Genomic DNA, 6,826 nt, shown 5'->3' on the forward strand with positions numbered 1-6,826 from the left:
GGTGTCCTCGGCCTTCCAGACCGAGCCCATCGCGCCACCGCCGCCTCGCCGTCCCCGAGCCCGGTGCCGCCGGTGACGGTGAACGCCGCCACCGGCCCGGTGGTGGTGCCGGGCGCGCCGATGCGGGTGGTCGTGCTGGACACCGACGTGCTCGACTCCGCGCTGACCCTCGGCATCACCCCGGTCGGCGCCGCGCTGCCGGGCCGCGACACCCGCTACCCCGAGTACTGGCCGGCCTCCCGGACGGCCGGGATCCGGCTGGTCGGCCCGGCCGGCGCGCCCGACCTGCCGACCGTACGGGCGCTGCGGCCGGACCTGATCCTCTCCAACCAGGCCCGCGACGGCGACCGCTACGAGCAGCTGCGGGACATCGCCCCGACCGTGCTCACCCAGACCGCCGGGGCGCCGTGGAAGGCGAACTTCCAGCTGCACGCCCAGGCGCTGAGCCGGGAGGCGGCCGCGGCGGCCTTCGTCGGCGCGTACCAGAAGCACGCCGGGCAGGTGGCGCAGGCGGTGGCCGCGACGAAGCCGTCGGGGCGCAAGGTGAGCCTGGTGCGGTTCGTGGAGGGCGGCGGCATCCGGCTGTTCGGCCGGCAGAGCTTCCCCGGGTCGGTGCTCGCCGACGCCCAGGTGGGCCGGCCGGACGCGCAGAACACCGACCAGTCGGACGTCGAGATCCCGCTCGACCAGCTCGCCAGGGCCGACGGCGACCTCCTGCTGTACGCGACGTACGGCGATCCGGAGCTGTCGGGCGCCAACGCGGCCCTGGCGAGCCCGGCCTGGCAGGCGCTGGGGGCGGTCAAGGGGCACCGGGCGTTCCCGGTGGACGACCAGCTCTGGTTCCAGGGCATCGGGTACACCGGGGCCAACTACCTGCTGGACGAGCTGCAGCGCTTCCTGGGGGCGTAGGGGCCTGTCAGCGGGCCCCCGCGTAGCGGGCCGGGGGGACGCCGACGGCGGCGGTGAAGTCCCGGGTGAGGTGCGCCTGGTCGGCGTACCCCAGCTCGGCGGCGAGCGCGGCCAGGTCCAACCCGCCGTCCGTACCGGCGCGTTCGGCGGCCTCGTGGAGGCGGGCGCGGCGCAGCACCCACTTGGGGGAGGCGCCGACGTACTCGGCGAACAGGCGCTGGAGGCGGCGGACGGTCAGGCCCAGCTCGGCGGCCAGCTCGTCCACCCGGCACAGGTCCGGCCTGCCGGTGATCCGGTCCACCGCGGCGGCCGCCTCGGCGGCGAGCGGGTCGGGCGCGGGCAGCCGGGGGCGGAGGAGGGCATCGGCCAGGGCGGCGGAGCTGCCGGGCGCCCGGAGGATCTCCGCGTTGACCCGGTCGGCCTCGGGCCCGAAGTACTCGGCGGCGGGCACGGAGCGGTCGGCCAGCCCGCTCACCGGGTGCCCGGCGAAGGGGCGGAAGGCGCCGGGGCGGAACCGCACGCCCAGCACGTGCCCGGCGCCCTCCAGCCGGCGGACGAAGAGCGAGCGGTCCACCCCGTACACGCGCGCCCGCGGGGCCTCGAAGACCAGGTGGACGTTGGGGTGGGCGAGCACCTTCTGCTCGTACGGCGGCCGGCCGCGCAGGTCCCAGCGCACCAGCCAGTAGTACTCGACGAACCGCGCCACCTCCGGGTCGGGCGCGAGCCGGTCCACGGTGATCAGCTCGGCCGCCCGGGCGGGGTGGAGCACGCCGCGGCCGAGGTCGGGGGCGGTGTCCGAAGGGTGCATGGCCATGCCGCCAGGCTAGGGGCCGTCGCGTTTCTTCAAGACCGCCCGGTGCGGCCCGGACCAGAATCGGCGCCATGAACGCCCACCCGATGCACCCCTTCCTGGCCCGCGCCGCCTCCGTGGCGGCCGGTGTCGCCGCCGCCGTCCCGGCCGGCCAGGCGCTGGACGCGCCGACGCCCTGCACGGAGTTCGACACCCGTGCGCTGATCAACCACTGGGTGCTCTACACCTCGCACGGCCTGGAGCACCGGGCCCGGCGGGCCGAGCTGCCCGCGGAGCTGGGTGCGCGGGACTTCACCGCCGACGCCGACTGGCGCTCCGCCTACGCCGTCCAGCTGGAGCGCGCGGTCGCGGCCTGGGCGGAGCCGGCCGCCTGGGAGGGGGACGTCGACCTCGGCGGCGCCCCGGTGCCGGCGGTCGGGATCGCCCGGATGCTGATCCTGGAGCTGCTGCTGCACGGCTGGGACGTCGCCCGGGCGACCGGCGGGCGGATCGAGGTCGACGAGGAGCTCGCACTGCTGGCCGGGGAGGTCGTGGCGGAGAACGCCGAGCTGTACCGGCAGTACGCGGGCTTCGCCGCGTCGGTGGCGCTGCCGGCCGACGCCTCCGCGTGGGACCGCGCGCTGGCCGCCTCGGGGCGCGATCCTCGCTGGACGGCCTGAGCCCCGCCGCCACCGGCCGCCACCAGCCGCCCCGGCGCGCACGGCCGGCCGGTCAGTCGAAGCGCAGCGCCGCCCGGAGCCTGGCAGGGGCCCGGGTGAGGGGCCCGGGCCGCCGCCGTTCACTGCGCCTGCAGGTACCTGGTGGTGAAGCCCAGGACCGCCACGTACCGGCCCCCGGCCGCGGCGGTGACCTCGCCCGGCCGCACCGGCTGCCAGGTCAGGTACTCGGAGCGCTGGCCCTCGTCGTTGCGGTAGCGCCGGCCGCCGTACTTCTCGAACCAGTAGTCCTCGCCGGAGGTCAGGAGTTCGGGGCCGGGCGGCGGGGCGACGCTCACGGCCAGCTCTGTCCGCACCGCCTCGCCGGTCGACAGCCCGAACTCCACGGACGGGGCGATCGGCCGCGCCGCCGCGGCCGCCACCTCCTCCGGGGTGGGGTCGGCGGGCGGCTGGTGGTCGTACTCGTCGGCCGCGACCAGGCCCTTCCACCGCGCCGAACTCAGCCAGCCCTGGCCCTCCAGGTACCGGTCCAGGTCGGCCAGCCGGGCGCGGACGTCGCCGCCGTCGAAGGCCAGGTAGACGTTCACGGTCCGCTCGCAGGCCACCGGCAGCCACTTGCCCCGGGCGAACAGGTCACCGCGGTAGTCGGTCCGGCACACGTCGACCGTCGACCGGCCCAACCCCTGGGCCCACGGCAGCAGTTCGGGCAGCCGGTCGACCCGGCCGGCCATCCGCTCCTCGGCCGTCCGGCGGGCCTCCCCGGTCGCCGCGTCCCGCGCCAGCCCCGGGACGTCCGGCGGGGCCGGGATGGCCGTGTCGCGGTAGTTCCGCCACCCCGCCCAGCCGCACAGCACGACCACCGCGCCCAGGACCGCGATCAGCACCCATCGCAGCCAGAACCGAACCACATCCACCCCCGGCCTCCGCCCACCCCGTCCGGGCATCGTACGGGCGCGAACGCGGAACCGGGCGGGCGGCGCGGCCGGAAAGCGTCCCGCACGGGAAGCCGGCGGATCCGGCTCCCGTGCGGGACGGCGGTGTTCAGGCCTTTCCACCGCCCTGCCAGGCGGCGCGCTGGCGCAGCGCGATCCGGTTGCCGTCCGGGTCGACGGCCTCGATCCGGATGCCGAAGCCGTAGTCCTCCGGCTCCGGCTGCTCGAAGGTCACGCCGCGCCCGCGCAGCACCTCGAAGTCCGCCCGCAGGTCGTCGGACTCGATGAAGACCGGCCCGGGCACCCCCGTTCCGGGCTGCACCCCGGCCGGCAGCCCGGCCGACTCCGGGTGCGGCCACAGGACGATCTCCAGCGCACTGCCCGGGACGGCCACGGTGAGGAACCGTCCGTCCGGGCCCGGGTGGTCGATGCGCTTCTCCAGGCCGAGCCCGTCGACGTAGAACCCCAGCGCGCGGTCCTGGTCGGTCACGTAGACCGTCACGTACATGATGTTCGTCAGCATCCCGCTGTTCCTCCGTACCGTCGGTGTCGTTGCCTCTGCCCCACCGACGGATCCCGGCGGCCGGATGTGACAAGCCGCCCGCCGGAGACGTGACGGTCAGCCGCCGGAGCGGATCGGCTCGCCCGCCCGGTGCAGGTGGGCGAAGATCTCCCGGTAGGAGTGGAACAGGCCGGCCTCGCAGTACGGCACACCCTTCTCGGCGCAGAACTCCCGGGTGATCCGGGCGGCCCGGCCGAGCGCCGGGGTCGGCATGCTGGGGAACAGGTGGTGCTCCACCTGGTAGTTGAGGCCGCCCATCACCGCGTCGAGGACCGGCCCGCCGCGGACGTTGCGCGAGGTGAGCACCTGGCGGCGCAGGAAGTCGAGCCGCATCTCCGGCGTCACCATCAGCATGCCCTTGTGGTTCGGGGCGAAGACGCAGCCCAGGTAGACGCCGAGCAGCGCCTGGTGCACGGCGAGGAAGGCGACCGCCTTGCCGGCCGGGAGGGCGGCGAACACCAGCCCGAAGTACGCCGCGAAGTGGACCACCAGCAGCACGCCCTCCAGCACCGGGCGCTTCATGACGGGGCTGCGCAGCGCGCGGAAGCTGTTGAAGCTGAGGTTGAGGCCCTCCAGCAGGAGCAGCGGGACGAACAGGTACGCCTGCCGGCGGCCGATGAACCGGGCCAGGCCGCCCGCCTGCCGGGCCTGCCGCTTGGACCACACCAGGAGTTCGGGCGCGACGTCCGGGTCCCGCTCCTCGTGGTTCGGGTTGGCGTGGTGGCGGGTGTGCTTGTTCATCCACCAGCCGTAGCTCATGCCCATCAGCAGGTTGGCGACGATCCGGCCGCCGATCTCGCTCGGCCGCCGCCGGTCGAAGACCTGACGGTGCGCCAGGTCGTGGGCGAGCAGGCCGAGCTGGGTGAAGACGACGGACATCGCCGCCGCCAGGCCCAGCTGCCACCAGGTGTCGCCCAGCGCGAACAGGGCGTACCAGCCGCCGAGGAAGGCGGCGAGCACCAGGCCCGCGCGGACGGCGTAGTAGCCGGGGCGCCGGGCCAGCAGGCCTTCGGCGGCTATCCGGCGGGTCAACTGGGCGAAGTCGCTGCCGCCGCTCCCCGACCGGGGGTCAGGGGCTTCGGGCGCTTCGGTCGTCATCACGGGCTGCGCGGGCATGCCCAGAGTCTGGTCGCGGCACGCCTACCCGCAGAACGGGGAAAGCACCCGTCCCGTACGGGTGTTAACCCCCGTGCCGCACGGGGTGCCCGCCCGCCGTGCCGGACGCCGTACCGTACCGGACGCCGTACCGGAGGCCGACCCGCCTCGCCCACCACACCGGACGCCGACCCGTCCCGCACGGCGGGTCAGCCCGCTTCCGGCCGCCCGAACAGCTCGTCCAGGTGGTAGGCGAGGACGGCCAGCGCCTGCTCGCCGGTGCGCTGGCCGCCCAGGACACTGGAGCCGAGCCCGTTCACCATCGCCAGCAGCCCGGCCGCGACCGCCTCGACGTCCTTCTCCGGCCCGATCCCCCCGGCCCGCTGCGCCGCCCGGAGCTGCTCGGCGAGGAAGCCCTCCAGCACGACCGGCGGCTGCGCGGCCTGCTTCGCCAGCACCTCGGGGTCGCCGAGCACCAGCGTGTAGTACGCCGCGTACGTCCTGGTGATCCGGCGGCTCTCGGCGTCCGTCGGCAGGATGCAGGACAGCACCGCCGTCACCACCTCCCGGGGGGCGCGCGCCGGGCCGATCCAGCGCTCCATCCGGGCCTGGAGCTGGGTGCCGAGCCTGGCCAGGGCGTCCAGCAGCAGACCCTCCTTGGTCGTGAAGTAGTACTGCACGAGCCGCAGCGAGACACCGGCCTCGGTCGCGACCGCCCGCATGCTGGCGGACTGCAGGCCCTGGGTGTCGGCGATGCGCAGCAGCGCCTCGGCGATCTGCCGACGGCGCTCCTCGTGGTCGACCTTCGCGGTCATCGCGGCCTCCGTACGTTCGACCGACTTCTTCTGGTACACCCGTATCATGCATGTGATACACATGTACCATGAGAATCGGCGAGTTCAGGAACGACCGGGCCGAAGCCCGCTTCCGCGCCGCCTACGAGCGCGCACTGACCGAACTCCGGCCGGGGCCGTGGACGCCGCTCGACGTCCCCACCGGCTACGGGACCACCCGGGTGTACCGCACCGGCCCCGCCGAGGGGCCGCCGATCGTGCTGCTGCCCGGCTCCGGCGGCAACGCGCTGATGTGGCACCGCCACCTCGACGCCCTCGCCGCGCGGCACCCGGTGATCGCCGTGGACACCGTCGGCGAACCCGGCGCCAGCGTGCAGAGCGCGCCCGTCACGGACGGGCGCGACGCCGCCGGCTGGCTGGAGGAGCTGCTCACCGCCCTCGACCTGCCCGCCGCCCACCTGGTCGGCTGCTCCTACGGCGGCTGGATCGCCCTCAACCACCAGATCCACCACCCCGGCCGGACCGCCACGCTCACCCTGGTCGAGCCGGCGGGGCTCGCCGACCTGGACCGGCGCTTCTACACCTGGCTCGTCCTCGGCGGCCTCGCCGCCCTGGCCCCGCGCCCGCTGCGCCCCCGGCTGGCCCGACTGGTCGGCAACAGCGCCGTCCTGGAGGCGGAGCTGATGGCCCTGGTCCGCGCCTCGACGGGCTTCCGCCGCCGGCTCCCCCCGGCCGCCACCCTCACCGACGGGGAACTCGGCCGCCTCACCGCCCCCGCCCTCTTCCTCCTCGGCGAGCGCAGCGCCCTGCACGACGCCCGGGGCGTCGCCGACCGCCTGCACCGGTTGGTGCCCGCCGCCCGGGTCGAGGTCGTCCCCGGCGCCGGGCACGCGCTGCCCACCGACGACCCGGCGGCGGTGACCGCCGGCATCCTCGACATGGCCGCGCGGCAGGCCGGTTGACCCGGGCGGGCGGGGGGCGGGCGGGGGGCCGGGCCGCCCCCGCCCGCGCCCCGGCGGGGGGGGCCCCCCGCCCCCCCGCGGCCGGGGCGGGGGGCCGCGCCCCGC

The 6,826-nt window shown here is 75.8% G+C and carries 8 protein-coding genes; 3 read left to right on the forward strand and 5 right to left on the reverse strand.

Features of this window, described 5'->3' with window-relative positions:
• The coding region (locus ABZW03_RS34350; RefSeq protein WP_355267332.1) for an iron-siderophore ABC transporter substrate-binding protein at positions 1-909 on the forward strand (909 nt) is incomplete at its 5' end.
• 7 nt (positions 910-916) lie between these two features.
• On the opposite strand, the gene ABZW03_RS34355 is transcribed toward ABZW03_RS34350, so the two are convergent.
• Positions 917-1,723 carry a DUF6597 domain-containing transcriptional factor gene (locus ABZW03_RS34355; protein WP_355267335.1) on the reverse strand — a complete coding sequence of 269 codons (807 nt, stop codon included), beginning with the start codon at positions 1,721-1,723 and terminating at the stop codon, positions 917-919.
• 68 nt (positions 1,724-1,791) lie between these two features.
• Here ABZW03_RS34355 and ABZW03_RS34360 point away from each other — a divergent pair, with 68 nt between their 5' ends.
• Positions 1,792-2,379, forward strand: coding sequence for a TIGR03086 family metal-binding protein (locus ABZW03_RS34360; protein WP_355267338.1), 588 nt, complete (start codon positions 1,792-1,794; stop codon positions 2,377-2,379).
• A gap of 119 nt (positions 2,380-2,498) precedes the next feature.
• Here the strand turns inward: ABZW03_RS34360 and ABZW03_RS34365 are convergent, their stop codons facing one another.
• The 4 genes from ABZW03_RS34365 to ABZW03_RS34380 form a co-directional block, all read right to left on the reverse strand.
• Positions 2,499-3,290 (reverse strand): hypothetical protein, encoded by a 792-nt coding sequence (locus ABZW03_RS34365; RefSeq protein ID WP_355267341.1) that lies wholly within the window; start codon positions 3,288-3,290, stop codon positions 2,499-2,501.
• Between the two features lie 127 nt (positions 3,291-3,417).
• Entirely contained in the window at positions 3,418-3,831 is a 414-nt protein-coding gene (locus ABZW03_RS34370; protein WP_355267344.1) for a VOC family protein, read from the reverse strand.
• A gap of 96 nt (positions 3,832-3,927) precedes the next feature.
• Positions 3,928-4,968, reverse strand: a complete 1,041-nt coding sequence (locus tag ABZW03_RS34375; RefSeq protein ID WP_355267352.1) for an acyl-CoA desaturase — start codon at positions 4,966-4,968, stop codon at positions 3,928-3,930.
• 206 nt (positions 4,969-5,174) lie between these two features.
• Positions 5,175-5,780: a TetR family transcriptional regulator C-terminal domain-containing protein gene (locus ABZW03_RS34380; RefSeq protein ID WP_355267346.1), complete on the reverse strand. Its 606-nt coding sequence runs from the start codon at positions 5,778-5,780 to the stop codon at positions 5,175-5,177.
• A gap of 68 nt (positions 5,781-5,848) precedes the next feature.
• Between ABZW03_RS34380 and ABZW03_RS34385 the strand changes: the two genes are divergently transcribed.
• The gene (locus ABZW03_RS34385; RefSeq protein WP_355267349.1) at positions 5,849-6,721 is read left to right on the forward strand and encodes an alpha/beta fold hydrolase; all 873 of its coding nucleotides are present in this window, start codon (positions 5,849-5,851) and stop codon (positions 6,719-6,721) included.
• The last annotated feature ends 105 nt before the right edge of the window (positions 6,722-6,826 follow it).

It is taken from the genome of Kitasatospora sp. NPDC004799, assembly GCF_040609095.1.
In the GTDB taxonomy this organism is placed as follows: domain Bacteria; phylum Actinomycetota; class Actinomycetes; order Streptomycetales; family Streptomycetaceae; genus Kitasatospora.